General features: G+C 67.9%; 27 protein-coding genes and 2 pseudogenes. 9 read left to right on the forward strand and 20 right to left on the reverse strand.

Annotated features, from left to right (window positions below; all coding sequences use genetic code 11):
• Positions 1-118 precede the first annotated feature (118 nt).
• Positions 119-190, reverse strand: a pseudogene (locus OG811_RS22890) (hypothetical protein); the annotation flags it as partial.
• A 370-nt stretch (positions 191-560) separates the two neighbouring features.
• Between OG811_RS22890 and OG811_RS22895 the strand changes: the two are divergent.
• Positions 561-1,178 (forward strand): TMEM175 family protein, encoded by a 618-nt coding sequence (locus OG811_RS22895; protein ID WP_406068555.1) that lies wholly within the window; start codon positions 561-563, stop codon positions 1,176-1,178.
• Entirely contained in the window at positions 1,150-1,455 is a 306-nt protein-coding gene (locus OG811_RS22900) for a DUF4352 domain-containing protein (protein ID WP_406068556.1), read from the forward strand. Before OG811_RS22895 ends, OG811_RS22900 begins: the two co-directional genes overlap by 29 nt.
• Positions 1,456-1,515: 60 nt before the next feature.
• Here OG811_RS22900 and OG811_RS22905 read toward each other — a convergent pair whose 3' ends face one another.
• The 6 genes from OG811_RS22905 to OG811_RS22930 form a co-directional block, all read right to left on the reverse strand.
• The gene (locus tag OG811_RS22905) at positions 1,516-1,923 is read right to left on the reverse strand and encodes a hypothetical protein (protein WP_406068558.1); all 408 of its coding nucleotides are present in this window, start codon (positions 1,921-1,923) and stop codon (positions 1,516-1,518) included.
• On the reverse strand, positions 1,920-2,750 hold the full coding sequence (locus OG811_RS22910) for an IS5 family transposase (RefSeq protein WP_406068560.1): 831 nt from the start codon (positions 2,748-2,750) through the stop codon (positions 1,920-1,922). The genes OG811_RS22905 and OG811_RS22910 overlap by 4 nt, the downstream gene beginning before the upstream one ends.
• Positions 2,751-2,906: 156 nt before the next feature.
• A complete protein-coding gene (locus OG811_RS22915; protein ID WP_406068013.1) occupies positions 2,907-4,310 on the reverse strand; it encodes an IS1380 family transposase in 1,404 nt (467 codons plus the stop codon).
• Positions 4,311-4,530: 220 nt separating this feature from the next.
• Entirely contained in the window at positions 4,531-5,772 is a 1,242-nt protein-coding gene (locus OG811_RS22920; protein WP_406075871.1) for an IS701 family transposase, read from the reverse strand.
• Between the two features lie 375 nt (positions 5,773-6,147).
• Positions 6,148-6,387 (reverse strand): VOC family protein, encoded by a 240-nt coding sequence (locus tag OG811_RS22925; RefSeq protein WP_406068561.1) that lies wholly within the window; start codon positions 6,385-6,387, stop codon positions 6,148-6,150.
• Positions 6,291-6,539: a VOC family protein gene (locus OG811_RS22930; protein WP_406068562.1), complete on the reverse strand. Its 249-nt coding sequence runs from the start codon at positions 6,537-6,539 to the stop codon at positions 6,291-6,293. Before OG811_RS22930 ends, OG811_RS22925 begins: the two co-directional genes overlap by 97 nt.
• A 572-nt stretch (positions 6,540-7,111) precedes the next feature.
• On the opposite strand from OG811_RS22930, the gene OG811_RS22935 reads away from it, so the two are divergent.
• Positions 7,112-7,747: a hypothetical protein gene (locus tag OG811_RS22935; RefSeq protein ID WP_406076016.1), complete on the forward strand. Its 636-nt coding sequence runs from the start codon at positions 7,112-7,114 to the stop codon at positions 7,745-7,747.
• On the opposite strand, the pseudogene OG811_RS22940 reads toward OG811_RS22935, so the two are convergent.
• From OG811_RS22940 to OG811_RS22955, 4 genes and pseudogenes are all read right to left on the reverse strand, one after another.
• Positions 7,678-8,280: pseudogene (locus OG811_RS22940) on the reverse strand (epoxide hydrolase family protein); the annotation flags it as partial. The gene OG811_RS22935 and the pseudogene OG811_RS22940 overlap by 70 nt on opposite strands.
• Positions 8,281-8,519: 239 nt before the next feature.
• On the reverse strand, positions 8,520-9,038 hold the full coding sequence (gene msrA / locus OG811_RS22945; RefSeq protein WP_406068563.1) for a peptide-methionine (S)-S-oxide reductase MsrA: 519 nt from the start codon (positions 9,036-9,038) through the stop codon (positions 8,520-8,522).
• Complete coding sequence (msrB, locus tag OG811_RS22950) at positions 9,035-9,499, reverse strand: peptide-methionine (R)-S-oxide reductase MsrB (RefSeq protein WP_406068565.1); 465 nt, start codon at positions 9,497-9,499, stop codon at positions 9,035-9,037. Before msrB ends, msrA begins: the two co-directional genes overlap by 4 nt.
• A 357-nt stretch (positions 9,500-9,856) precedes the next feature.
• Complete coding sequence (locus tag OG811_RS22955) at positions 9,857-10,834, reverse strand: hypothetical protein (RefSeq protein ID WP_406068566.1); 978 nt, start codon at positions 10,832-10,834, stop codon at positions 9,857-9,859.
• A gap of 251 nt (positions 10,835-11,085) precedes the next feature.
• Between OG811_RS22955 and OG811_RS22960 the strand changes: the two genes are divergently transcribed.
• Positions 11,086-11,436: a hypothetical protein gene (locus OG811_RS22960; protein WP_406068567.1), complete on the forward strand. Its 351-nt coding sequence runs from the start codon at positions 11,086-11,088 to the stop codon at positions 11,434-11,436.
• 450 nt (positions 11,437-11,886) lie between these two features.
• Here OG811_RS22960 and OG811_RS22965 read toward each other — a convergent pair whose 3' ends face one another.
• Complete coding sequence (locus tag OG811_RS22965; protein ID WP_406068568.1) at positions 11,887-12,048, reverse strand: hypothetical protein; 162 nt, start codon at positions 12,046-12,048, stop codon at positions 11,887-11,889.
• 305 nt (positions 12,049-12,353) lie between these two features.
• Here OG811_RS22965 and OG811_RS22970 point away from each other — a divergent pair, with 305 nt between their 5' ends.
• Together OG811_RS22970 and OG811_RS22975 are read left to right on the forward strand one after the other, a co-directional pair.
• The gene (locus OG811_RS22970) at positions 12,354-12,815 is read left to right on the forward strand and encodes a hypothetical protein (protein ID WP_406068569.1); all 462 of its coding nucleotides are present in this window, start codon (positions 12,354-12,356) and stop codon (positions 12,813-12,815) included.
• A 1,188-nt stretch (positions 12,816-14,003) separates the two neighbouring features.
• Entirely contained in the window at positions 14,004-14,435 is a 432-nt protein-coding gene (locus tag OG811_RS22975; RefSeq protein ID WP_406068570.1) for a hypothetical protein, read from the forward strand.
• Between the two features lie 21 nt (positions 14,436-14,456).
• Here OG811_RS22975 and OG811_RS22980 read toward each other — a convergent pair whose 3' ends face one another.
• The 7 genes from OG811_RS22980 to OG811_RS23010 form a co-directional block, all read right to left on the reverse strand.
• On the reverse strand, positions 14,457-15,521 hold the full coding sequence (locus OG811_RS22980; RefSeq protein ID WP_406068459.1) for an integrase core domain-containing protein: 1,065 nt from the start codon (positions 15,519-15,521) through the stop codon (positions 14,457-14,459).
• Positions 15,522-15,557: 36 nt separating this feature from the next.
• Positions 15,558-15,698 carry a hypothetical protein gene (locus OG811_RS22985; protein ID WP_406068572.1) on the reverse strand — a complete coding sequence of 47 codons (141 nt, stop codon included), beginning with the start codon at positions 15,696-15,698 and terminating at the stop codon, positions 15,558-15,560.
• Between the two features lie 91 nt (positions 15,699-15,789).
• Positions 15,790-16,353 (reverse strand): carboxymuconolactone decarboxylase family protein, encoded by a 564-nt coding sequence (locus OG811_RS22990; RefSeq protein WP_406068574.1) that lies wholly within the window; start codon positions 16,351-16,353, stop codon positions 15,790-15,792.
• Positions 16,354-16,683: 330 nt separating this feature from the next.
• Positions 16,684-17,931, reverse strand: a complete 1,248-nt coding sequence (locus OG811_RS22995; protein ID WP_406068576.1) for an RNA polymerase sigma factor — start codon at positions 17,929-17,931, stop codon at positions 16,684-16,686.
• Positions 17,928-18,314, reverse strand: coding sequence for a YciI family protein (locus tag OG811_RS23000; RefSeq protein ID WP_406068577.1), 387 nt, complete (start codon positions 18,312-18,314; stop codon positions 17,928-17,930). The genes OG811_RS22995 and OG811_RS23000 overlap by 4 nt, the downstream gene beginning before the upstream one ends.
• Before the next feature lie 5 nt (positions 18,315-18,319).
• Entirely contained in the window at positions 18,320-18,700 is a 381-nt protein-coding gene (locus tag OG811_RS23005) for a YciI family protein (RefSeq protein WP_406068578.1), read from the reverse strand.
• 215 nt (positions 18,701-18,915) lie between these two features.
• Positions 18,916-19,989 carry a carboxymuconolactone decarboxylase family protein gene (locus tag OG811_RS23010; protein ID WP_406068579.1) on the reverse strand — a complete coding sequence of 358 codons (1,074 nt, stop codon included), beginning with the start codon at positions 19,987-19,989 and terminating at the stop codon, positions 18,916-18,918.
• Between the two features lie 347 nt (positions 19,990-20,336).
• Here OG811_RS23010 and OG811_RS23015 point away from each other — a divergent pair, with 347 nt between their 5' ends.
• Positions 20,337-21,194, forward strand: coding sequence for a maleylpyruvate isomerase N-terminal domain-containing protein (locus tag OG811_RS23015; RefSeq protein ID WP_406068580.1), 858 nt, complete (start codon positions 20,337-20,339; stop codon positions 21,192-21,194).
• A 39-nt stretch (positions 21,195-21,233) separates the two neighbouring features.
• Here the strand turns inward: OG811_RS23015 and OG811_RS23020 are convergent, their stop codons facing one another.
• The gene (locus OG811_RS23020; RefSeq protein ID WP_406068582.1) at positions 21,234-22,169 is read right to left on the reverse strand and encodes a hypothetical protein; all 936 of its coding nucleotides are present in this window, start codon (positions 22,167-22,169) and stop codon (positions 21,234-21,236) included.
• Positions 22,170-22,589: 420 nt separating this feature from the next.
• On the opposite strand from OG811_RS23020, the gene OG811_RS23025 reads away from it, so the two are divergent.
• On the forward strand, positions 22,590-23,069 hold the full coding sequence (locus OG811_RS23025) for a hypothetical protein (RefSeq protein ID WP_244236103.1): 480 nt from the start codon (positions 22,590-22,592) through the stop codon (positions 23,067-23,069).
• Between the two features lie 5 nt (positions 23,070-23,074).
• On the forward strand, positions 23,075-23,623 hold the full coding sequence (locus tag OG811_RS23030; protein WP_406068584.1) for a copper resistance CopC family protein: 549 nt from the start codon (positions 23,075-23,077) through the stop codon (positions 23,621-23,623).
• Positions 23,624-23,646 lie beyond the last annotated feature (23 nt).

Raw genomic sequence — 23,646 nt, forward strand, 5'->3', positions numbered from 1 at the left:
TCTGGTTCAGCGGTACCACCGAAGAAGCCCTCGACTTCGTCTGCGACGTCCTCGTCAATCCCATCACTGGGTGACCGCATCTGAGCAGGGACCGTCGACCGCGTCCGGCGGCCTCGGCGGTCTTCGCGGCGCTGACCCAGTTCCGCAGCGCCTCATGGTTGACACCGAGTTCCTGACCGACCTCACGCAGTGACCGTCCCGACGAACGGCCAGATCAACAGCGTCCCTACGGAACTGCTCGGGGCACTTCGATGGACGTGGCACCAGGCCATCCTTCCCCAGACCACTGTCTGGGCTCAGGGTGTCCGGTCCGCAGGGGGGAACCTCAATCACCGACCTGCACCTCGCCACTGGTCTGCTGCCGGACCTGACCGTCCGCAGCGCCGGTCGTCCGCAGCGCGGCCCCTGGCCGCTGCTCGTGAACACCGTCATCACTACCGTCGTCCTCGGCGCCGCGTTTTTGCTGTGGCGCCGGACCTGTCCGTAGCAGCGTCTGTTGTGCTTGTCTCCTACCAGGTCGCGGTGCGTGGCCGTGTGGTTGAGGGCGAAAGGATGGTTGTGTGGTGCGGACCAACCGACTGGAGGCGTTCAGTGATGGTGTGCTCGCCATCATCATCACGATCATGGTGCTGGGGCTCAAGGTCCCGGCAGGTCACGACCTCTCCGACCTCGTCCGCACGACCGGCGCCGGGCTGCTGACCTATCTCCTCACCTTTGTCTATGTGGGCATCTACTGGAACAACCATCACCACATGTTCCACCTGGTGCGGCAGGTCAGCGGCGGGGTGCTGTGGGCGAACCTGGCGCTGCTGTTCTGCCTGTCGCTGTTTCCGTTGACGACGGCCTGGATCGACGACTCAAGGTTTGAACCGATCCCCGTAGGCATCTACGGTCTGAACCTGCTCAGCGCGGCCATCGCATACTTCGTGCTCCAGACGGTGATCATTCGGCAGCAGGGGCCGGGGTCGCCGCTGCGGCAGGCTGTCGGCACCGACATCAAGGGCAAGGTCTCCCTGGTGCTCTACCTCGCCGGGATCCTCAGCGCCCTGCTGATCGACCGGAGCGGGCACATCGGAGTCGGGCTCGCCCTGGCAGGTTTCGTTACCGTGGCGGTCATGTGGGTCGTGCCCGACCGCCGCATCGACCGGGTTGTCCGCCAGCACGAGATCCCCGACTAGGGCGCTGCCGGAGCCAGCTAAGAACGTCACCAAGCACGCGCATTCATTCCATGCCGACGGCACCGCTCAGGACGGCTCCGGCCGGGAGTTCGAGGTCGACGGCGCGGCCGGGATCTACGGCAACACCGACGGGCAGGGCTTCCTCGACAAAATCAACCCCGGCAACGCGGTGAAGGCGAACGTCTACTTCGACGTTCCCAAGGGCACAAAGCTGAAGACGATCACGTTCAAGGCCGGCCTGTTCACCTTCGCCGACGACGCCGTCGTCACCCTCTGACCGGTGCCGGCCGTAGCGTCTGCGCAGCCCGACAGCGCTCTCAGAGGGCGGTTCGGAAGATTAGGTCTGTTTCGGGGCAAGGGTGAATATGCCGGGTTCGCCTTCGGTCAGGACTTGGCGGTTGACCATGCGTTTCAGTCTCGCGCGGGTGCCTTCGACGTGCTTCGGTGAGGCTTCGACGCCGAGCGCGAGGCAGATGCCCTTCGCTCGCATGCCGGTGGGCGCGGTGGCCAGGACGTCCAGAATTTGCTGGTAGGGGGCGCTGGCTATCGTCGGGTCGTCGGCGGTGAACTCGGCCGCGGTGAGCGTGCGCAGGGTGCTGCGGGTGGTCGTTAGGTCGGCCAGTTCGGTGTCGATGCGGGCGAGTTCGTTGGTGAGGGTGGTGATCTGCTCGCGGAGCCGATCGGCGTCCTGGCGTGCGGTGGTTTCGCGTTCGGTGATCAGGTCGAGGAGCGTGGGAAGGTTCACTGGTGTCGCCAGGAGGGTGTGCTGGTCCCGGTGAGTCGGCGCACGATGTTCGCTGTCGATGCCCACAGGGTTCGTGACACCGAGGATTCTGGTCGGATCTCGTACTCGCGTGCGAGGCGGCGGTGCAGCATCAGGGTGCCGTTGACCTGCTCCACGATCCACCGTTTGCGGATCGGCACGAACCCGGGCTTGGTGTCGGAGCGTTTGACGATCTCGACGTCGACGCCTAACACGGCGCCGTGCAGCGCCATGTCCTGCTTGAACCCGGCGTCCACCCACGCGCGGGTCACCGTCGGGGTGTGCGCGACGACCTTATCGAGCAGTTGTATGCCGATCGCGTTGTCGGTGACCGACGCCGCGGTCACCACGACCGCGATGATCAACCCCAACGCGTCCACGGCCAAGCCCCGCTTACGGCCTGGCACCTTCTTCGCGGCGTCCTTGCCGGTCGTGGCGGCTGGGACATGATTCGCCGCCCGCAGCGACTGCGTGTCCAGCACGACCGCGCTCGGGTCCTCTGCCCGGCCGGCCTTCTCCCGTGCCTGGCAGCGCAGCAGGTCATGAATCACCTGGTCGGTGCCGTCGTCACGCCACAGGGCGAAGTAGTAGTAGGTCGCCGACTTCGGCGGCAGGTCGTGCGGCAGGTACGCCCACTGACACCCGGTCCGGTTCTGGTAGAAGATCGCGTTCACGATCTCCCGCAGGTCGTAGTCACCCTGCTGGCCCGAGACCGAGACACGCTTGGCCTTCCACGCCTGTAGAAACGGCCCGATCAGCGCCCACTGCTCGTCGGTGACATCACTGGGATACCGCTTCCGATCACCCATGACCGGCCTAACCTCGGTCTTTCACTTGGACGTCAGCCGATAGCCGGGATTCGATGAGTTCGATTCGCGTGGTTGATGGCGTTTTGTTGGTATGCCAAGAGTCCGGCGCGAGGCCGGGTTCCTCCGTGCTGCTGGTCGAGGCGTGAGTTGTAAGGGTCAGCCGGTGGGCCGGGGCAACGCCATAAGCTTGCTGAATGCGCTGGTCAGGGCATCGGTCCAGGGCCAGTTCGCGGCGATAGCGACCCGGGTCCGCCGAGCGGTGCGGGTGATCCGGGCAGCGACGTGCAGCAGCCGGTAGCGCAGCTTCTTCGGTTCGGCGGTGGCCAGATCGCCGTCCAGTAGCAGAGCCTGGGTCCAGGCGAGCAGGTCGATGCCGGTCAGCGCGAGTTGGAGCCAGGCCTGGTTGATCGCGAAGATCCGGGACGGGAACCGGCCGAAGCCGGTGTTCTTGCCGGTGCGGATGCGGTCTTCGACGCGGGCGTGTGCCCGATGCCGGGCCTCCAGGTGCTGGATACTCCCGGTGCCGGGCGGGGTGTCGGTGGCCACGACCTGGTGCCGCCAGCCTTCGATGGTGTCGAACAAGCTCAGTTGGGCGCCGGGGTGCGGGCGTTCCCGGCGGACCAGGAACCGGGTGCCTTCAGGCCAGCCTGCGGCGTCGAACAGGCCGGTGATCTCGCAGACCTCGGCATGTTCACGCAGGTCACCACTGGTATCAACGGCGGGGACCCAGCCGGTCGCGGCCCGGATCGCAGCCCTGACTGGTTCGGTGATCGCGGCACCGACACTGAATCGGATGTCGAGGTGGTGTTCGCGTAAGGACCTGATGTGGGCGAGGAAGCCGTGACTGGAGCCGGCCGAATCGGCGCGGAGCAGGATCGGGGTGCCGTGCCGCTGAGCGTCGGGGATCTGGGCGAGGGCTTGGTCGAGGACGGTGATGTGGTCGGTGGTGGTGTTCGAGCCGGCCCGGCCCTCGCGCAGCAGGCCGGCGAGGGCTTCGCCGGTGTTGTCCAGGAAACACAGCAGCGGATGGAAGCCGAAGGTCTTCTTCCACGTGCGGGTGGCCGATTCCTTGTCGGAGTGGCAGATCACGATGGTCGCGTCGATGTCGAGGACCAGGCCGTCGACCGGTTGGCCGGCGACTGTCGGTTGTGGCAGGTCGCCGCGGGTGTCGGCGTGCTGGGCCCAGGCGATCTCGCGGGCATGAGCTCGGGCGGCCCGCAGCTCGGCCAGCATCGTGGCGTCGAGCTGCGATAACAGTCGCCACGCGGTCGGGTCGGACGCGATCGGCCCGAACAGGGCCGCCTGGTCACGCAGTACCGCCAGATCGGCGATGGCCTCGCCCCCGTCAGCGAGCACCACGGCGAGGTCGACCGCGATCCGGCCCGGGTCGTGCCCGCGCTGCCGCTGCCGCTGCCGTAGCCCGGCCAACGCTTGGCTGAATGCGCTGGTCAAACCAGTCGCGTCAGCGAGATCGGCGATCAGCCGGGCACCGGCGTGACCGACCACGCCCCGCCCGTCCCCGGTCACCGTGATCTTCGGACGTGTTGCGGTAGCCTTCACCCAGCAAGTGCCTTCCGTGACGGGTTAACAGGACTCTCGACAAGCCCTATTTTCCCTGATCAGAAGGCACTTCTGCGTTTCCGGCCCACTCCTTGGACAACCCTTAACGAAGGGCCGAGGCTAACGCCACAGCCGCCCGACGGTCACGACGGAGACTCACTTTCCCGAAATTCAGCGATCACCATCCATGACAAGCTAGTACTCCAGCCGGGGATTGTGATCACGGCTCGGTGAGGGCTTGCCGGGCGTAGTGGCTGGTCATGGCTCGTGCTTGGTGACGGCGTCGGCGTACGGACCAGAGCAGTGGGTCGCAGCGGCGGCGGGTGGGTTCGATGATCAGGACGTTGAACAGGTGGCGTAGTTCGTTGACGGTCAGTGCGGTCAGCCCGGCCGGGTCGGGACGGCTGCGGTGTGTGGTCGCGGCGGCGAGGAAGGCGTGGGCGAGGATCGCCAGGGTGGTCCAGCGGTGCCAGGATGTCCAGCGGCGGTTCTGGTGCTGGTCCAGGCCGAGTCCGGTCTTCGCGGCTTGGAACGATTCTTCGATCTTCCAGCGGCGGCCGGCTACCGCGACGAGGCTGCGTAGCGGGACGGGTTCGGGTGCCCAGCAGCGGTAGAAGGCCAGCTCACCAGTGCGGCGGTTGCGGCGGATCAGTAGCCAGTGGTGTCCGCCGTGGGTGTCGGCGGCGTGTGGCAGTGCGGTGAAGGACCAGTCGTAGTAGCGATAGCCTTTCGCGCCTCGGCCCGCGGACACCCGCTGCCAGGCGGTGGCAGGAAGACCGGCGGCGAGGGCGTCAACGCGGTAGACGCCAAGGGCGGTGATCACCTGATGAGAGCAGGCCACGGCCAGGACGTGGCCCAGTCGTAGCTGACGGAGTTGGGCTGCCAGGCGCGGGTCGTTGCCGTAGGCCTCGTCGCCGGCCACCCATCGACACGGCAACCCGGCGGTGACCGCTGCGGCGATCATCCGAGACGCCAGCTGCGGCTTGGTCGCGAACCGCACCTGCTCAGGGACACCGGCCTCGGCGCGGCGCTCAGGGTCGTCGCACCAGGATTTGGGCAGGTAGAGCGCCGTGTCGAGCATCGCGTGACCAGACTCGGTGGCGTAGACGAGGTGCACAGCCACCTGGCAGTTCTCGATCTTCCCGGCAGTGCCCGAATACTGCCGCTGCACGCCGACGGTGTGCCGGCCTTTCTTCAGATCGCCCGTCTCGTCGATGACCAGTACAGCTTCGGCATCACCGAGATGATGGCCGACGAACTCACGGACATCGGCGCGGACCTCGGCATCGTCCCACTTCACCCGCGTCAGCAGGTCCTGCATCCCGTCCGGGCCCGCGTCACCGGCGTGCTCCGCGATCGTCCAGCAGTTCTTCCGCGGCAACGGCGCCAGCAAGCCCCGGACGAAGTCACCCACCCGGCGGCGGGGCTCCGGCCTGCGGAAACGCTGCCCGACCGTCAGCATCAGGTCGTCGAACAACACCCGCCACCGCTGGGCGTCTACCCTGTATCCGGCAGCCACCGCTGCATCATGGTCAGTCCACACAACCGTCCATGATCGACGGTGGCTGCCTTCGTTCCCGCATCGCATCGAACCGCAGCTCAGCCAAGGTCAACAACCCCGGCTGGAGTACTAGCCCGGACATCCCACAAACGGCCACAAGGCATAGATCAAACTCAAAAGTCCTCGGACCGCCCTCTCAATCTTGCCTGGCCTGCATGGCGCTGGACTGCGGTAGAGCCTGCATTCTCTCCGCCATTCCCCGTGAATCCCCCGATGTCGGCGACCTGGCACGGATTTGGCACGCAGTACGGCCGCTTGCCGGGTCGATTCGATTGGTCATTGGTATGTGATCAGTTCCAGCAGTGAGCCGTCTGGGTCCCGGAAGTAGACACTCACGCCTTGACCACGCCCACCAGTGCGATCGACGGGCCCCTCCTCTACCTCGACATGATGGCGACGAAGATGGGCCAGCACCTCTTCTACCGTGCCGGACCAGACGAAACATAGGTCGCTGCCGCCGGGTGCAACCGGCGGGCGCGCCACCAGCCTTCCGATATCCAGACCCGGACCATGCACGTTGAGCTGCTGATCGCCGAACCTGTACGCGACATGACCGTCAGGGTGATCAACGACTCGGCTCCCAGCACGCTCCGGTAGAAGGTCGTTGATCGCTTCCAGTCGCTCACCGCGATCACGCAGTGGTCGAGTCTGACTCGCGCCTGATGCATGACCGGACCTTACCCGGGCAGCAACCTGAAGCATCGCGCTTGATGACCCCCAGGCAACGGTTCCGCTTCGTTGAGCTGGCGTTGCTGAGCCTTTTACCCTGCGCGAGCGGTGCACCGCGTTCATGGTTGTGCGGCGTGTTCGCACCCTAGTGACTCAGCTAGACAGTGGCGGCGATTATCTCGCGTTCGGTCGCGCCCCCCGCAACGGCCACATGAACACGTTCAGCGATCAGTGCCTGTTCGCCTCTCGCCGATGTTGTTCCTCCCTCTTTGAGCTCCTTTACGTTCTGCGGCCCTCTCTCGATCTGCGGGCGTTGGGCGCCATGCCATCGACCTGGCCGGCGTCGTGACGTAGCGCAGTACCAGAGGGGCCGGAGTCCGGCAGCACACCGTGCGGGAATTGGTTGGCGGTCAGTCGGCCGCCTTCCCGCATGGCCACCCGTACGACGGCGGCTCCCGCCACCCGAGCCGCCCGTGGCTGGGAACGGCGACTGCGGCGGTCACGTGGTGTTTACCTGCCGCTGGCCCGGCTGCGGCGACGTCGCCCACGATCCGGTGCTGGAGCCTGACTGGTGGCCTCTACGGCGAGCGGCGTCCCCGCCAAGATTGACGGCGCCGCACGTCGGTTGCTGCATATTCAGGAGGAGGTCCACCGGCGTTTAGTCCGGGCGGCGATGGTGGCCGAGGTCGTTCGAAGAGCCGACAGGATCGGCCCGGCAGATTGGACCCTCGTGACCCGACCGCTCCATCCCTCCGCCCCGGGTGCGCCCCGCAAGACCGCGCGCGCACTGCGCACCGCCGGCGCCGTGCTCGCGCTCGCCGGCTTGGCCGCGGCGCCGCTCGTCTCGGCACCCCCCGTCTCGGCGGCGCCCGCCGTGGCCGAGAACGACGAACTCGCATCGCGGTTCACCCTCGCCGTCCTCCCCGACACGCAGTTCTACACCCGCTACTCGGCGAGCCAGTTCATGCCTCGGTATGGGAGCGACCCGTTTCGCGTGCAGACGAAGTGGCTGGCCGAGCACCAGGATGAGCTCAAGATCCCGTTCGCGACCCATCTCGGCGACATTGTCGACCAGGTCGGCGTGAGCGGTGAGTGGCAGGCGGCGGATGTCGCGATGAAAGCCCTCGAGGAAGCCGCCGCCTGCAGACCGATGAGGTCGGTGATGAGCGCGCCCCAGTCGCCGCCTTGGGCGACGAATCGGGTGTAGCCGAGGCGCTTCATCAGTTCGATCCAGGCGCGTGCGATGTGCTCCGGGTCCCAGCCTGGCGTGGTCGGCTTGCCGGAGAACCCGTAGCCGGGCAGGGACGGGATCACCAGATGGAAGGCGTCCGACGCGCTCGCGCCGTGTGCCGTGGGATCGGTGAGCGGGCCGATGATCTTCAGCTGCTCGATGATCGAGCCGGGCCAGCCGTGTGTGACGATGAGCGGCAGGGCGCCTTCGTGTTTCGATCGGACGTGGATGAAGTGGATGTCGAGCCCGTCGATCTCGGTGATGAAGTTCGGTAGTGCATTCAGCCTCGCCTCGACCTTGCGCCAGTCGTACTCCTTCTCTCAATAGCGCGCGAGTGCCTGGCTTGTTTCGAGCGGTACGCCCTGCGACTGATCGTCGACGGTCTGCCTCTCGGGCCAGCGCGTGGCCCTGATGCGCGTGCGCAGCGCGTTGAGTTCCGCCTCGGGGACCTCGATCGTGAACGGCCGGACACCTGCGATGCCCACCCGCTCTTCGGTCTTGACAGCCACATGGCTCTCCGTTCCTCGCCAGGGGCATCCGAATACCACCTCGATCGGCGTCTACACCTGGTTGTCGCATGGGTTCGGCGAGCCGAGCCGAGACGGGTGGGTACCGGATCTATCCGGGCAGGGCGCTTCGTCGGAGCGTTAGCCTCACCCGAGGGTGCCTGACTGGTACCTGGGTATGGCCTGGTCGGGGTGACGAGACCGTGGGGACCGGGTGGACTCGTATCCGCGCTACCCGCGCGCTAACCCGCGTTCTCCTTGCGAGGGGGAAGCTTCCAGTTCGGCCGGACGTAGTGGCACGTGTAACCCCCGGGATTTCGCTCCAGGTAGTCCTGGTGTTCCGGCTCGGCCTCCCAGAATGGGCCAGCGGGGGTGACCTCGGTGACCACCTTGCCCGGCCACAGGCCGGAGGCGTCGACGTCGGCGATCGTCTCTTCGGCGACCTTTCGCTGCTGCTCGTCGCAATAGAAGATGGCCGACCGGTAGCTGGTTCCCACGTCGTTGCCCTGGCGATCCTTCGTTGTCGGGTCGTGGGCCTGGAAGAAGAACTCGAGAAGCTCTCGGTAGGCCAGTTTCGCGGGGTCGAAGACGACCTCGACCGACTCGGCGTGGGATCCGTGGTTCCGATACGTCGCGTTCGGCACGTCTCCGCCGGTGTATCCGACCCTGGTGTCGACTACGCCCGGGTGTTTCCGGATGAGGTCTTCCATGCCCCAGAAGCAGCCGCCGGCCAGGATCGCCTTCTCAGTCGTCTCGGTCATCGTCGTTCCCCGTCCGGGTGCTCGAAAATTCTGCGGTACTCGTCGTAGCCTTCACGCTCGAGGTCGTCGCGTGGGATGAACCGAAGCGCCGCCGAGTTCATGCAGTAACGCAGTCCGCCAGTTTCCGGGGGGCCGTCGTCGAACACGTGGCCCACGTGGCTGTCCCCGTGCGCCGACCGGACCTCGGTGCCGAACATGGCGTGGCTCGACTCTCGGACCTCGACCACGTTCTCCGATTCGATCGGCCTGGTGAAGGTCGGCCAGCCGGTGCCGCTGTCGTACTTATTGACGGAAGCGAACAAAGGTTCACCCGACACGACGTCGACGTAGATCCCCGGCTCCTCGTTGTCCCAGTAGGCGTTGTTGAAGGCTGGCTCCGTCCCCGCTTCCTGAGTGACTCGGTATTGCTCCGGCGACAGCCGAGAAACTGCCTCGGGGCTCTTGCGGTACTCGTGTGACACCGTTCTTCCCCTCCAGAGGTCGGCAAGAACGCTCAGGGCCTACACACGCCTGCCCGAGTGCGTACCCCGCCTAAAGTCGACTAACCACGGGGCTGGTAAGCGGACCACGATCAATGCCGATCCAGCGCCCTGCGCAGTGCGGCGTTCATGGTTGCCTTTTCTAGATCAATCGGACGCGGTCGGCCCGCCTACCGTCTGCATAAAGCGTTCCAGCGGGCCCGGCGCGCAGGCATCGGGACCTACCCTTGGCCGGCCCCTGATTTGCCCCTGACCTGGCGTTTTATGCTGACTCCGTTTGGCGGCAGGGGCCAGAGGTAGTCGGGAGCCCGGCTCGTCCATCCGTGTCCGCACCCGTTGTCACCCAGTTCGCCGCTCACCCGTCAACTGAGCAGGTCCAGCCGATCGCGCATCCGCTGCCGGCACCACCACCTGTCGGCTGGTCAGCGTGGACCACCGGATACCGACGACCGCGGCGATCACCACCACCCCAGCCGCGGCGAGGGTGGCGCCGTCGGGGTGGACCAACGACTGCCCGCGCAGGGCCTGCCAGGTGACCACCCCGGTCAGCCCCGAGTAGACGCCGCTGGCGACCAGGACGAGTCGAGTCCGTACGGTTTCCTCGCCGAGCAGCGGAAAACGTCCTGCAAGTGCCCCGAGCCCCAGCGCGAACAGCGGCAGTAGCTGGAGTGCGTGCATGCCGATGAAGTGCGGGATGCGCAGGTCGCCGCCGGTCGTGCTCCAGCCGGTGATCGGCATCCCCGGGCCGCCGTCGGTCACCCCGACGCTGTGGGCGCCAGTGATTCCCTCGACATCGGAAGGCTGGCCGATCATCAGCCCGCCGAGCGCGAGCCCGACCAGCGAGATCACCATGCCCATGCGGATGGCCCACTGGCTCGGGCGGTCACCCAACCGCCGAAACGCGAGCAGGAGCGCGGCGACCAGTGTAGCCATCCAGAGCACGATGATGGTGAAACCCATGATCGAGAACAGCCTGGCGTCGAGCGGCGTGCTCGTGTTGAAGTGGCTCATCCGGCCGCGCACCACCTGACCGACGAGGACGACCATCTCCACGGCCGCAGCCACCGTGATCACGGTTCCGGCCCACCACAACAGCCGGGATGCCTCAGAGCGCAGGGACATCAGCCACGCCCACGTGATGCCGTAGAGCGCGAGCGAGACCGAGAACTTGAACGGCTTCAGCCAGATCGGCGCCCCGGTCAGCACCCGGTCATCGGCCACCAGCCCAACCAGGGACACTACAGCCAGCACGGCCATCGCAGCGGAGAAGAGCATCAGCGGGCGGTGCCACTCCACCGCCCTGCGCACTGCATTCATAGTGACCTTTCCGGGATCAATCGGACGCGGTTGTCCTGCATGCCGTCTGCACCCAGCGTTCCAGCGGGCGCGGCGCAGGGGCATCGGGACCTACCCTTGGTCGACCCCCGATTTGCCCCTGACCTGGTGTTCTTCGCTGATTCAGGCCGGCGATGAGAGCCCGGAAACGGACCGGGGCCCCTCGGCGGAGGAGCCTTGCCCGCCGTCGACGAGGAGCGACGACGATCCTTGGGCGAGAGCAGAGCGATGCGGTGCGCGAGGTCTACGACTTCCTCACATACCCGCAGTCGGGGAGAACCGGGGTCTACAGACCGCGCTGCGCCGGCTGGTCCAAACGGGGGGCCGACCGGGTACCCGATTGGCTCATCGACCTGATGATCTGCGTCGAAGTGCTGTTCATCAAACTGCCGGGCCTGCCACAGGATCACCACAAGCAAGACAAGCTCGTCAATGGGGCGCTCGGACTCCTGGCAGACGACCCTGTTCTGCAGGCGTCGGCCGAGCGTATCGATGCCCTCCTGCGGTTGGGCTACCGGGTCTGCAACGACGAGATGCACTGCGACGACTCGAAGCCGAACGCGCCTTCCGCATTCGCACCATGAAATCCACCCTTGACCTGCGGCCGGTCTACCACCGCCTCGACGAGCGGATACGCGCCCACGTGCTGCTGTGCTGGATCGCCTGCTACTGATCCGCGTCACCGAGCGCCGCACCCAGCAGACCTGGCCCAAGAGCGCCGTCGAACTCGGCCGGATCCACCAGGTCACCCTCTCCGGCCCGGCCGGCAGCCTCCATCAGACCACCCGCCTCACCGACACCCAGGCCAAACTCTTCACCGACTGCGGTGTCCCTCCCCAAGATGAGCGGCCTCAAGACCACCGAATAGCCGATGAACCGGGAAACGCGCTCCGGAGCCGTGGGTAAACGGTCCCGAAGCCTCCTCATGCCCATTACCGCAGGTCAGCCCGCACCTCCGCCACCGCCGCATGCCCACCAACCGTCGAACCCGGGCGTCATGGACCTGCAAAACGCCGCATCGTCGGCGCGTTACCTCATCCGCGACCGGCGGCCAGCACCGGTGGCCTGGGAGCGGAGGAAGTTGCCCAGGTGGTGGCGGTCGGGCCGGGTGCAGGGCCGATGCCGGCCACACGCAGCATCTCCCAGACCATGGACGCGGCGATCTTCACGCCAAGCGTGAGGAGTTCGCCGTGCACGCGTCGGTATCCTCAGCTGCTGTTCTCCCGGGCCAACCGCAGTGCGAGGGCCCGGATCGAACGCAGCGTGCGGGGGCAACTGCTCCGGCGCGGCCGGGAAACGGTGGCGTGGCGGCGGGCGATCAGGTCGTGGTGCCAGCGCAGGATCGTGTCCGGGTGGATCAGTAGCCGTTATTGCTGCAGCGTGGGCCGGGGGAGTGGGTGTAGTAGTGCTGCCAGCAGTGCCGGTCGGCGGCTGGAACCGGATGCGCTGGCCGCCGAGCTGACGTTGGAGCACGGCGATCTGGTGCCGCAACCGGCCGCCGGTGTTCCGGGACGGGCCGTTCACGCCGGACTACGGACGCGAGGTGGTCGCCAAGGTGGAGGCACGGGTACGGGCCGGCCTGCTCCCGGGAAGCATCGCCAGCGCGACCGAGCTGTCGTGGACACCGCAGCTGCTCGAAGCCCGGGAACGCGGTCTCCTCCTACGCCGGCCGATGTTCGACCGGATCGTCCCCGACGGGATTCAGTGGCGCGACGGCGAGGCACAGGATGTGGAGGTCATCCTCTGGTGCACCGGCTTCCGGCCGGCGCTCGACCACCTGGCCCCGCTGCGGCTGCGGGGGCCCCGCGGCGGCATCGTCGTGGACGGCACCCGGGTGGTCGCCGACCCCCGGATCCACCTGGTCGGCTACGGATCGTCCGCGAGCACAGTCGGCGCGAACCGCGCCGGGCGGGCAGCGGTCCGCGAACTGCGCGCGCTTCTGGCGGCGCCCGCGCCGGTCTGACCGCTCGGCGACGGTGGATCCGTCAAGGGGCAGGTGCGGCTGGGCGACGGACAGGACCTGCGCGCGTTCGGGCAGGTGCCCGACACAGCCGTCAGCGTCCGGGACTCGTACTGAGGCAGGCCGCCCGGGCGGGGGTCGGCCAGCACGTCGTACGCCTGGCGAGCTTTCTCGAGCAGCCAGATGACCCGGTAGGTGCCGAAAACACCGTCCGAGCAGGTCAAGCGCGCGTGTCGTTAGTCGTGGTGGAGTGCTCGCGGACAGTGAAAATGGCGTCCTGACCGTTGACAGCTCTTCCGGTTGGCGTTGGTAGCACATCGTGGGTAAGCCGGACAGCCCCAAAGCAGCTGACGGTAGCTGAACTTGGGCACCGGCGACGGCTCGCGTTAGGCGAGGACGGACGGGAAGCGCCAGCTCAAGCGGCAGCGGAGCGGCGCGATCCATGGCGCTGGTGTTCCAGCCGCAGGGGGTGGGCGCCGCTGGCGGTGGTTCCCGTGACCGCCGCCGTCGTGGGTGCCGGGTTGGCGAGGGGGGTGACTCCGTGACATAAGCGTTGCGGCCGGTGTCCCATCGGGTGGGGCGGTTGCTGCCGGTCAGGGCCGCAAGGGCCGACCCGGTCGACGCGTGCAGATGGTCGCGTGACGGGTGCAGGGCCGGCTTGATCACCCACACACCAAGATCGCACCCCCGTTTACCCCCCGAAAACCCCTGTCTGACCGCAACAATCAGTGACAAGTGGCGATCATCCCGCCGGGCCGTCTTCGCAGGTCAACGCCAATTGTCGACAACGAATGACAAGCGCTAGCCCGTTACTGTTGGTAACAAGGGGTCGTCGGTTCGACTCCGGCCGTCCCGACCGGTTGACCTGGGGAGATGGAGATCTTCCCAGGTCACGGCGGTAACATCCGGTAACGGATGATCTTTGGCGGCAGTAGGCGAGCCGCAGATGGTCGCCGATCCCCTCCCCGTCACTCGCTCCGGCCTGCGGCTTCGCGCCAATCGCGGATGGACCGGCATGTTGCTTCCTTGATTTCGCGTCAACGGCTGTAGACGTTGGCGGCTGTTGTGGGGCGGGGGTTGCTCGGCAATCCTTGGGCGCTGGCTCGGCATCTTCCTCAGCCTCGTCTACGAGTCATCGTGCTGAGTTCGGGGCCTCAACTGGGCGGATGCCAGGATGGTGGGGTGAGTCTGATGCGTGATCAGGTGCTTGCCCGGGTGCCCGTCGAGCTGCGCGAGGCGGCCAGGCACGTGCTGGAGTGGGTGTCGCCCGAGGATGCCGAGGTTGAGGACCTCGCCGCGTACGACGTGCTTCAGTTCGTCTGGTATTCCCTCCCGATGAAGTGGCTGGTTGACGAGGGCGACCTCGCGGGGATCACAGGCGCCGCGGCGGCCGTGATGGACGGGCTCGGGCGGTCCCGGGTGGCGCACCTGATCCGGGACTCCCGTACCGACAAGCTGCAGGCGGCGTGGCGGACCAATAGCCCGGATGCGGTGTCGCTGTACGAGCAGGCGATGGCCGACTCCGGCTACGCCCCGCCGGACACGGAGGTGCTGATCTGGGGTGCGGTGATGGGCATGGACGAGGTGACCTGTACGGTGCCAAAACTAGATTCCGGCTGCTGACCAGCGGTTTTAAGGATTCGTTCAGGCGGCTCGGCGGTACTCGTTGATGATTCCTCCCAGCCGCCGTCGGCGTCGGACGACGCCGTCGATTGGCACGACGACGTCCGGGTCATGGTTGGGTGGCATCTGTCCGTGGCCTTGGTGCGGCCGGTGATCATTGAAGTGTCGGACGTACTCGGTCAGTACCGTCCTGGCGTGCCGTTCGCTGTAGATGAGGAGGTGGTCTGTGCACTCCTCGCGCATGCTGCGGCCCCAGCGCTCCACGAAGCAGTTCGCCCTCGGTGTGCGCGGCGGCGTCTTCACCACCCGTATGCCGTCTGCGGTCAGGACCGCGTCGAAGCTCCGCCCGTACTTGGTGTCGCGGTCGCGGATTAGGAACCGGAAGTCGCTGGTGCGCTCTCCGAGGTCCATGAGCAGGTTGCGGGCCTGCTGGATCACCCATGCCTGGGTCGGGTGCTCGGTCACGCCGAGCAGGTGTACCCGGCGGGTGGCGATCTCCATGACGACCAGCACGTACAGCCGGCGCAGCCACACGGTATCGACGTGGAAGAAGTCGGTGGCCAGCAGGCCGGTGGCCTGGGCGCGCAGGAACGTTCGCCAGGAGGTGTCGGTCTGGCGGGGTGCGGGGCCGAGGCGGCCACGTGCCAGGATTCGGCGGATGGTGCCGAGGCCGACGCGGTGGCCCAGTCCGAGCAGCTCGCCCTGAATTCTCTTGTGGCCCCAGCGGGGATTGTCCCGGGCCATCCGGCGGATGAGCTCGCGGATCTCGTCGCTGACGGGTGGTCGGCCGCCGCGGTGGGGGTAGGTCCAGCGGCGTTGGACCAGCCGGCGGTGCCAGGCCAGCAGGGTCGCCGGGGTCACGATCCGGTGGATGCGGACCGCGCGGGGCAGGCGGCGGGTAAGCGCGGACAGGATCGCCCGGTCTGGCCAGGACAGTCGTGGTCGGCCGTGGATCTGACGGCGCAGCACCGCGACCTCGTGGCGCAGGGCCAGCAGCTCCGCGAGCACCGCGCGGTCGCTGCGAGCCGCGAGGAGCAGAGCGTCGAACAGGCGGATCGCGACCAGATAGATCAGTTGGAAGACCATGACCACGAAGGTGCCTCATTCCCGCGAAGCCCCAGCTCACAGCAGGTGCGACAGGTATTGGCACCGTACAGGCAACGAGCCCGGTGCCGACTCGCATGAGACGAGCGTGCTCAGCCGGTCGACCATGTCGGTGCGGAGCTGCTCGGCGGCGTCGAGCAGCCGGCGTGGGTCATCCATCGGTCCCTCCAGGGGCGCGGCTGATGGCCTGGCCAGGCCTTCTCCATCAACCGTCGCAGAGGTACCGAGCTGGGATCACCCTCGGCTGTGCTCAGGCTGCCGGAGTTCTGGCCGCCGACCCGTAGCCGACGTCGATGATCCGACGGGTGGTTTCGGCGTAGGCGTCCTGGCCCTCGGGCGCGAACGTGCCGAGACCGTCGACGTACCGGTTGAACATGCAGAACGCGGCGGCGATCAGGACGGTGTCGTGGATCTCCAGGTCGGTGGCGCCCTCCGTGCGGGCGTCGGCGACAAGCTCGGCGGTGACGTTGCGGCCGCTGATCTGTACCGCGCCGGCGATGCGCAGCAGTGCCCGCAGCTTCGCCGAGATCGGCGCGGTGTCGAGGTCCGCGCGTACCTGGTCGACGAGGTCCATGCCCTCGTCGAGCTGCGCCGCAGCGAACGCCGAGTGCGACGCGCAGCAGAAGGTGCACTCGTTGCGCCCCGACACGTACGCGGCGATCAGCTCCCGCTCCCCGGCCGGGAGCGAGTGCGGCGCGCGCAACAGCACCTCGGCCAGCTCGTTGAGCGGCTTCGCCGTCTCCGGACGGTACTGCATCGGACCCGTGACGCCGGGAAACTGCTTCTCGTCGACACCGAGATCGATGTGTGCCATGGTTTTCTGCCTCCAGTCATGAACTGTGGCCCGGCCGGGCCACGCCTCTGCCGTACGTGACAGGCCGTGCGGGACGGTGTGGTCTGACGCCGCGCAGCGACGATCCCATACCGACCGCTGGTTCCGCTTCATCGATCGTGCCCTTTGTGTCACGCCGACCGGACGGATGACCAAGGCCGGGGACATCACCCCGCGAGGAGACCGCTGTGGTCGTCGTCGGGAGCCGGTGCCAGGTGGACCGGGCCGGCAGCGGACACCGGTGGAGGAGGCAGGTTGTGAGCGCACGGATCGCCCCGAGCGGTGCCACGAGAGGCCGGCGCGGCCGGTGGGTCAGCTGGTGAGCTGGTCGCGGCGGCGGGTGAGGTACGCCCGCTCTGCGGAGTTGCCCGTGAGACCGATGGCTCGGTCGTAGGCAGCCCGCGACTCGCCGCCGCGTCGGGCTCGCCGCAGCAGGTCGGCGCGCGCGGCGTGGAAGGCGTGGTAGCCGTCGAGAACATCGGCGAGCCGGTCGATCTCGGCCAGCCCGACCGCGGGGCCGTCGACTTCGGCGACCGCGACCGCCCGGTTGAGCCGCACGATCGGGGAGGGGTCGAGCAGCATCAGGCGCCCGTAGAGGGCCACCACCGTGGACCAGTCGGTGTCCCGGGTCGAGGGGGCATCCGTGTGGACCGCGTTGATGGCGGCCTGCAGCTGGTAGCGCCCGGGTGGCTCACCTGCGGTCGCCGTCGCCTCGACCCGTTCGCGGATCAGGGCGTTGCCCTCGGCGATGAGGGCCGGGTTCCATGCGCCGCGGTCCTGCTCGTCGAGGGTCACCAGCTCCCCGGTGCGGGACACCCGCGCCGGCCGACGGGCGTCGGTGAGGAGCATCAGGGCGAGCAGCCCGGCCACCTCGCCGTCGTCCGGGAGCAGGGTACGGAGCAGACGACCGAGGCGGATCGCCTCGTCGCTGAGGTCGACGCGCACCGGGTCGTCGCCCTCGCTGGCGAGATAGCCCTCGTTGAAGATGAGGTAGACGACCGCGAGCACACCGGCCAGCCGCTCACGGATGTCGGCGGCCCAGGGCACCCGGTAGGGGATATGTGCCGCTTTGATCTTTGTCTTGGCGCGGGTGATCCGTCGCGCCATCGTCGTTTCCTGCACCAGGAAGGCGCGCGCGATCTCGGCGACGGTGAGACCACCGAGCAGACGCAGGGTGAGCGCCACCCGGGCCTCCTTCGCGAGCGCGGGGTGGCAACAGGTGAAGATCAGCCTGAGTCGGTCGTCCTCGACCGGGCCGGTCGGCTCAGGAGGGGTGTCGTCGTACACGATCAAGGCCTCCTGGTGCTTGGCGTCGCGCTGCGTTTCGCGACGGAGCCTGTCGATCGCCTTGCGGGTCGCGGTGGTGGCGAGCCAACCGCCGGGGTTCGGCGGTACGCCCTCGCGCGGCCATCGCTCCGCAGCCGCTGCGAACGCCTCGGCCGCGGCCTCCTCGGCGACGTCGAGGTCACCGAAACGGCGCGCGAGGCTGGCGACCACCGGTGCCCACTCCTCGCGGTGGGCACCGGTGATCGCCTGCGCGACAGTGGTGGGGCCAGTCACGGCTGCAGCAGTGTCCCCTCGGATCCCTCGGTACGGAAGGGACGCACCTCGACCGCACCGCCGCACGCTCTCGACCCCTCGGCGGCAAGCACCAGGGCCACGTCGAGGTCGGCCGCCTCGACGACCCAGAAGCCGTCGAGTTGCTCCTCCGTCACCAGGTAGGGCCCGTCGGTGAGGACCGGCCTCTCACCCTGGCCGTCGACGGTGGTGGCGGTCGTCACGGGCTCCAGGCCGTCGGCGAAGACGAAGTGACCGTCCCGGCGGAGCCTCTCGGTGAAGGCGCCGACGTCGGCGGTCGCCTGCGGCATGGCCTTTCCGGAGGTGCTGGTGCCGAGCTCGGTGCGCTCTGCCGGTCCGTAGACGGACAGCAGGTACCTGGGCACCAGGCTCACTTGTCTCCAGAACTGCTGAACCGGTTCTGCCCGGGATTGGGGAACCGGTGCACCTCCTGCGGCCACTCGAGCGCGGTCGCCAGTTTTCCGGCCCAGTGCCGCGCCGCCGCGTCGTCGGCGACGTCGACGACGGCGAAGCCGCCGAGGTGCTCCTTGGTCTCGACGTACGGGCCGTCACTGAAGACGGGCTCACCGTTGACCGACTCGACGCTGCACACCACGGTGGACTCGTCGAGCCCGCCGTTGCTGGAGATCAGGACACCATGGGACCGCATCTCCTCGATCACGGCCAGGACGGCCACGCCCTTCTTGCCCATCTCCTTCGCCGTGTGCCGACCCACCCACTCGTCGTTGAAGGCGATCAGATATTCCGTCAAGGTCGTCTCCTCTCAATGCCCGGACGAGGGCCTCTCCCGACTCCTCGTGTCCGGCGGCCCGGCAGGCCGCCGTACGTTAGTTCCACGAACGGGCGCACCTTGATACGACACCATCCCGGAAACTTCTTTTCAAGCAGCCTCGGAGTAGACGTCGGCGAGACCGGGCGTGGCGGAGCCGATGCGCCCGGTCGACCTGGCGAGCGAGGTCGCGGGCCTCACCCCCCGTGGTGACCGCTGGAGTCGTCTCCGATGTTCTGAAGTGCAGCGATGTGGCGGGCTGCGGTCATGCTCGCCCACGACGTGATCTCGATCAGCGCCGCGTCGTCCGTGCCGGTGCCACGTACGTCGGCGATGACGGTGTCGGTGACCCGGTAGGACGAGACGGCGGTGAGCAGGGCGAGGCGGGCGGTCGGGCGGTCGCGCTCGGGCAGCGTGGCGAGTCGCTCCCGAAGCCACGGGGCTGTTCCCGGGTCGCGGCCGGGCTCTCGCAGAGCCGCCCGGACGAGCTCGCGCGCCGCGGCAGTGAGCCGCCGCTCGCCGCCCTCGTCGATGGCCCTGGCGGCGCGGGCCAGGGCGTTGGCGATGGTGGGGCGACCTGCGGCCCAACGCAGGTCGTCGGGCAGTTCCGCGGCGGGGAGGAGGTCATCGGTGTCGTGTGCGGACCGGGGAGTGGAGGAAGCCAGGCGCCGCATCACCCGGGCGGCACCCCGCCGCACCACCTCCCGTGCGAAGCCCCGGACCGGTGGCAGAGGTGACTCCTGCAGGAAGACGTTGACCATGCGATTGATGTAGTGGAAGGTCAGGACCGTGCCGACCAGCTCCGGTGCTTGTGCCCGGGGGAAGGGGGCTGGGCCGGCAGCTTCGGCGGAGGCGGCCGCCCAGCCGGCGAGCGCCCGCAACCGGTCGTCCGCCACGTCCGCGATGCGGCCCGCGGCGATCGCCTCGGGATCCTTCCCGCGTACCAGCCCTCGTAGCGTCGTGCCGTGCACCTCGGCGCAGTAGGGACAGTTGTTGGCGAGCGATACCGCCGCCGCGACCGCCTCCTTCTCCGGGCGGCTGACCAGCCCGGGAGCCACCATCACCTCACGCAGGATCGACCAGCTGGCCGCCAACACCGGCGGTGCGGGAGCGTGCAGGGTCAGCGGAGGGGCGAGCATGCCGAACTCCGCCTCGATCCGCCGGTACACCGTGTCCACGAGACCGGTGGCCGCGGCGATCGGCACGGGGCGCACGTACCGGAAATGCGAGTGACCGATTCGGCGCGTCGCATGCGCGAACAGTGTGGTCATGCCGATCCCGTCTCTGCGTCAGGCGGTGCCTGGGTCGGTGCCGGTGGGAAGCACCGCCGCCACACCGGGTCGTCCGGCGTAGCGGCGGCGCTGGATCAGGCCCCCGCCGTGGGGTCGTTGTCGGCGGGGGTGCCGACTACGGGTGTCGGTGCGGACCCTCGTCGGCCGGCGTCGGCGTCGAACTCGGTCATGCCGCCAGCCTCGCACCGCCTGCGGAAGCGTCCACCTCGTGCGTTGCCGACCGGGACGGACGCGCCCCATGGGTCCGTCTCGTCCCGTTCCACAGATGCCGGAACTGCGCACGCTGGAGGATCCGCCGCCGCGCGATCCGATGTGAGAGTGGGGCGGTGACGAAGAACGCCCGTGATCGCTGGCCCGATGTCCGAGTCGCCGTGCACCAGGCGACCCAGCGCTTCACCGCGCTGGTCAGATCATGCGCGACGCCGACGCGAACCATGGCCACCAAGGAATGGACCGTGTCGGATTCGACCGTGCACGTGATGTCCATCGCGATGCTCTACGTCTCGCTGGTCGACCCGGACGCCGATTCCGTGCCGGTGCCCGGCCTCGACAGCGCCCTGCAACGGACGACCGTGGACACCGTGTCGTCACTCAACGTGCTCGTCCTACGCCACCTGACCGAGCGTGACGCCGACGTGTTGTGCCGAGAGCTGTCGGCCGCCGTCGACCACCTGCTCCGTGCCACTGCGCAGAGCGATCCGGGCAGCACCGTGCGCTGGCTGGGCGGTGCGTCGGTCACCGTCGCGGGTCTGCTCGCCCATCTGACGAACGAGCTCTTCATCCACGGCTGGGACATCGCCCGGGCGACCGGCCAGCCGTGGCCCATGCCGCAGGCCGACGCGGCACTGTTCTTCGACCTGTTCTTCCTCGACATGGTGCGGCACGACCACGGCGTCCTCATCGACACCGGTGCGCGACAGCCCGCAGGTCGAATCGCGGTGGCGTTCCGTTCGGCGTACACGGCGCAGACGACGACCGTCCTGGAAAACGGCCGCCTGACCGTCGCTCCGCCTGGCACCGCACCGGACGCGCGCATCACCTACCGCCCCGCGCGTTTCAACCTCATGCTGTTCGGGCGCATCGGAATGCTCTCGGCGGTGCTGCACCGCGACGTGATCATCGGCGGGCCCCGGCCGTGGCTGCTGCCCGGTTTTCTCCGGGTCGTCCACATGCCCAACTCGTAGTCGTCACCCGCGACGCTCCGCCGGCTCGCGGTCACCGTGTCAGCGGTTGTACGGCATCGTGGGAAACCATCCGTGGCCGAACATCGCGGGCAGCCGGACGTCCCAGTAGACGAACGTGAAGACTCCCAGGGCGATCAGCAGTGCGCCCGTCACCGCGACGGTACGGGCCGGACTGCTGGACAGCCAGTCGATGGCACGTCCTCGGCTGAGCAGCACGACCAAACCGAACAGGGCCGTCACGATGACGATGTTGCCCAGTGACTGAAGGATGAAGGCCCCGGCGCCGTACAGCGGGTTGCCACTGTCGACGGCCCAGTGGAACAGCTTGTTGAACAACGGATACGGGCGCCCGATGAGGAAGGCGCCGACGAGCGCGCCGAGGGTGACCACGCGGGCGACCGGGCGTCGGGCGAACGGGTCGGGCAGGACTCCGAGAGCGGTGAGCCCGAGATAGACGAAGACCAGACCCACGAGCCCGAAGACCACCATCGACTGCCAGAGGCGTACGGGTATGCCGCCGGCCGCTGCGGTCGACAGCTGGGGCAGCCGGTCACCGATGAGCACTCCGACGAAGCCGTAGACCCCGGAGACCGTCACCATGCCGAGGGTCAGCCACCCGACCGGCTTCAGCATGGTGCGCAGGCCCCGGCGGGTGGAGGAGCCCGCACTGGCCTGGCTCATCGGTCCGATGGACGCCGCCATGGCGATGTTGCAGGCGGTGAAGGTCCCGGCCAGGCCGGAGACGAACGCGAACGCGAGACCGGCCAGGGTGCCGCCGATGGCGGTGGCCTTGGCGTCGTGGCCGAGCAGGGTGTTGGCGACGGTGTCGCCGATGACGTGGTCGACCAGCTCGAACGACCAGAGGATGGCCAGGAGCACGCCGGCCACGACGCTGCCGACGATGATCCGGCCCTGGTGAGCGGGCCTGCTGCCCGGCGGCGTGGTGATTATCTGTTCGCGACCGTAGAGAGTCATGCGGGTCATTGTCTGGGTGAATTCGGCGGCTCGGCTGTTCCAGATTGCTCCTCCTGAATGCAGGCCCGCAATCTGGAAGAACATCCAGCCGCGGAGCGTACGCGATGGCGGGCTATGTGGCGATTATGCACACTCGGTCCAGTCTTGCGTGCCCTGCGATCGAGGGTGCGGGTGCAGGCTGCGTAAGCTGGTCGATGACGCACCAATGAGACTTATGATGGACAATGCGACGGTCCTTGCCGCCCCCAACTCAGCAATGTACGAGATGGGCCACGCCCGGTACGATCCCATCGTGGAATCGGCGCCGTCGGGTGCCTTCAAAATGGTGCGGAGGGGCTTGTGGTCACGATCACGAGAAACAGCCAGCGCTCAGTCAGCTGGGCCAACGGGGCCGGGCATCGACTTGTTCTCGGTGTGTTCATGTTCATTGTGCTGGCCCACTGGGCCGAGCACCTGGTGCAGGCTGCTCAGATCTGGGCCTTCAACCAGCCACGACCGCAGGCGCGGGGCGTTCTCGGCCAGTTCTACCCATGGCTGGTCTCGTCGGAGATCCTGCACTACGCCTACGCGATCGTCATGCTGGTCGGCCTGTTCGCCTTGCGCGACGGGTTCGCCGGCCGCGCCAGGACCTGGTGGACCGTGGCGCTGGCCATCCAGTTCTGGCACCACATCGAGCACCTGCTGCTGCTGATCCAGGCGCAGACGCACCACTTCCTGTTCGGCGCCGCGGTGCCGACCAGCATCCTGCAGCACTTCTATCCCCGCGTGGAGCTGCACCTGTTCTACAACACCGTCGTCTTCATCCCGATGGTGGTCGCCATGTACTTCCACCTGCGACCCAAGGATGCCGAGCGGGAGTTGACCGCCTGCACGTGTGCCCGCGAGCTGGTCAAGGTCTGACGGTCATGACCCGACCCACCCGGTGGGGACGGCTGGTCGCGGCAGCCGGGGCGGTTGTCGTCGTCGCGATCGGCGTGTTGATATTCGCCGGTGGCCGGGAGGTCGCCCTGGGGCCGGTCTTCCCGGCCAACGGCGCGGCCCTGCGCGAGCCGCCCCGCCAGGTGTCACTCACCTTCGACGCGGCCGTGCGGCCCGAGCAGATCCACATCGGGGTCTCGGACGGCAGCGGCCACCTGGTGTCCTCGGGTGCGCCCGTGGTGGACGGTACGGCGATCAACAAGCCGGTGACCATCCAGGCCGACGGCGACTACGTGCTGGCCTATCACGTGGTTCTCGAGAATGGCCGCACCTTCACCGGCACCAACCGGTTCCGGGTCTCCTCGTCGCTCGCGTCCCCGGCGGCGGCGCCCGCCGACGCGGCACCGCCGGCCACGGGCGGCCACGATCATTTCGGCAGCGATCCGCTCAGCGTCGGGCTCACCGTCGTCGCCGGAGGATTTGTCATCGCTCTGCTGGTCATGCTCATTCACCGGCCCCAGCCCCGTCGGTCCTGAGGCGTCGGTCCGTCCTCTGGCCG

Origin of the sequence: Micromonospora sp. NBC_01638, assembly GCF_045209745.1 — a bacterium.
In the GTDB taxonomy this organism is placed as follows: domain Bacteria; phylum Actinomycetota; class Actinomycetes; order Mycobacteriales; family Micromonosporaceae; genus Micromonospora.